This window comes from Serratia sp. (in: enterobacteria), assembly GCF_046715635.1.
Taxonomy (GTDB): Bacteria; Pseudomonadota; Gammaproteobacteria; order Enterobacterales; family Enterobacteriaceae; genus Chania.
This window is the reverse complement of the sequence record NZ_JBKJYW010000234.1, coordinates 1-2,918: the sequence shown is the minus strand read 5'-3', so window position 1 is coordinate 2,918 and position 2,918 is coordinate 1. Positions and strand designations below refer to the sequence as shown.

The 2,918-nt window shown below is 57.4% G+C and carries 1 protein-coding gene; it reads left to right on the top strand.

Annotation, left to right across the window (positions count from 1 at the left end; translation table 11 throughout):
* Positions 1–2,918, top strand: a 2,918-nt coding sequence (locus tag ACLQ7H_RS11700; protein ID WP_411752810.1) for a glucoamylase family protein, incomplete at both ends; no start/stop codon positions are given.

Sequence of the window (2,918 nt, the reverse complement as noted above, 5' to 3'; positions counted from 1 at the left end):
TTAAGCCACGATCTGCTGGAAGGCTGCTATGCCCGTTCCGGTTTACTGAGCGATGTTTTGCTCTATGAGCAGTATCCGAGCAACTATCTGGTCGATGCCGCCCGCCGCACCCGCTGGATCCGTGGCGATTGGCAGCTATTCAACTGGCTGTTGCCCCGGGTCACCACCGAAGACGGCTCGCGAGCCGCTAACCCATTAAGCCCGCTATCGCGCTGGAAACTGCTCGATAACCTGCGCCGCAGCCTGGTAGCCCCCTGCTTCCTGTTGTTGCTGTTCTTTGGCTTAACCTGGTTGCCGGATACCCCCTACTGGTTGGCGGTGTTCGCCATTATTCTGCTGCTACCCACGCTGCTGGCGCTGTTGCAGGATGTGGTACGTAAGCCCCCGCGTCGGCCTTTTATTCAGCACTTGCAGCTAGCGCTGAAGGGCTCACTGCATCGGTTGTCTCAAATTGGCCTGCGTCTGGCCGAGCTGCCTCATGAAGCCTGGTACAGCCTGAAGGCCATTGGCATCACCCTGTGGCGCCTGTTGATCAGCAAACGCAATCTGCAAGAGTGGACCAGCTTCGACCAATCCAAACACCATCTGACCGTCTCGCTGGCGAATTTTTATCGCAACCTGTGGATCAACCCGTTTGCAGGTGTTGCATTGTTGCTATTGGCCGCTTTTGCCAGCCCGGTAGCGCTATTAGCCGCTATCCCGTTGGCCGCCTTGTGGATCCTGTCGCCGTATCTACTCTATTCGCTTAGCCTGGAGCCACAGCGCAGCAAAACGGCCATCGACGATCGCCAGCGCCGTTTCCTGCGCCAAAGCAGCCGCGAAACCTGGGAGTTTTTCGCTACCTTTGTCAATCAGCAGGAAAACTGGCTGCCGCCGGATAACTTCCAGGAAATTCCAGAGCCGGTAGTGGCGCACCGCACGTCGCCCACCAATATCGGGCTGGCGCTGCTGGCCGATCTTACCGCTTATGACTTCGGCTATATCACCCTCAGCGCAGCTTTGCAGCGTATTACCCTGACGTTGAATACGCTCGATCGCATGGAGCATTATCGCGGTCACCTGTACAACTGGTACGACACCCGCACCCTGGTACCTTTGAATCCGCGCTATGTTTCCAGCGTGGACAGCGGTAATTTCGCGGGCCACCTGCTAACCCTGAGCGCGGGCCTGCCAGGGTTGGCCATGCAACCCGTTATCGATCCAACCCGCATTCTGGCCGGAGTCGAAGATACGTTGCTGATACTGGAGCAACACTGGGGTATCGCCGCACCGAAAGCATTAACCAAACTGCGCAAGCACTGGGAACAGGCGCAGAACGCCCATCCGGCGGCACTGCAGACTGAACTCAATGAAATGCGTAACCACAGTAATGGATTACAGGAACCCGCTCTGCAACAGGGTGACGAGGTGAAACGCTGGGCTGGTAACCTACACCAGCAGCTCAACGAACTGTGCGCCGAATGGGCATTATGGTTTGGCTGGCTGAGTGACAGCATGCCAGAGCTGGAGCAAATTCCTAGCCTGCATTGGCTGGCCAGCCCACCGGCACGGCTGACGCTGTCGACAGAGCAGCAAACGCAGTTGGATGCCGTGCAGCAACTGGCAGCGGAACGCCTCGAACAGTTGGCACAGCTGGCTCGACGCCTGACAGCAATGGCGCAAATGGACTTCAGCTTCCTGTATGACGAAGCCACCCATTTGCTGACCGTCGGTTTCAACTGCGATCAAAACCGTGCCGACAGTGGTAAATACGATCTGCTGGCTTCGGAAATCCGCCTGACCAACTATGTGGCGATTGCCACCAACCAAATTCCACAGCGCAGCTGGTTTGCATTAGGCCGGCTGTTTACGGTGATCGACAAGGAGCCAGCGCTGATGTCCTGGAGCGGCTCAATGTTTGAATACCTGATGCCGCAACTGGTGATGCCTGCCTATCCCGATACGTTGCTGGTGCAAATGTGCCGCTCTGCAGTCGAGCGGCAAATTGCCTGGGGTAAGGAGCGCGGTGTACCGTGGGGAATTTCCGAGTCCGGTTACTTCGGCTTTGACGCTTTGCAAAACTACCAGTATCACGCCTTTGGCGTGCCGGGATTAGGGCTGCGGCGTGGGCTGGGTGACGACATGGTGATCGCCCCTTACGCCACCATGATGGCGCTGATTGTCGATCCGGACAGTGCCTGTAGCAACCTGGTGGAACTGGAAAAAAACGGTGCCAAGGGTCGCTATGGCTTCTATGAAGCACTGGACTACACCACGTCACGCCTCAGCCGTGGGCAACTCTATGTGATTGTTCGCTCTTATATGGCTCACCACCAGGGCATGAGCTTCCTGGCGTTGTCACACTTACTGCTGGATGCACCGATGGTGAAACGCTTTGCCAGTTACCCCGCCTTCCAGTCAACCCGTTTGCTGTTGCAGGAACGAGTGCCTGATGCGGTTGAGTTGTACAGTACCCGCCGGCACTTCGAAACCCATGAAGGCGCGATTAAACCGGCCAGCTTCGCCGCGCGTGAGTTCACCCGTGTGGATACACCGATCCCGGAAGTCCAGTTGCTGTCGAATGCCAACTACCACTTGATGATCACCCAAAGCGGCGGCAGCTACAGCCGCTGGCAGAATCTGGCGCTAACCCGCTGGCGTGAGGATGCCACCTGCGATAACTGGGGCGCGTTCTGTTACCTGCGCGATCCGCAAACCGGCGAGGTGTGGAGCAATACCTGGCACCCCACCGGTGAAACAGAGAAAGGCGGCTATCGCGCCGTCTTCAACGATGCCGGGGCGGAGTTCCAACGTAAACAGGGTCTGCTATCGGTGAAAACCCAGGTGGTGATCTCCCCTGAGGACGACATCGAACTGCGGCGCTTAACCTTGGTGAACCGGGGTAAGCAGCCGCGGATCATTGAGATCACCAGCTATGC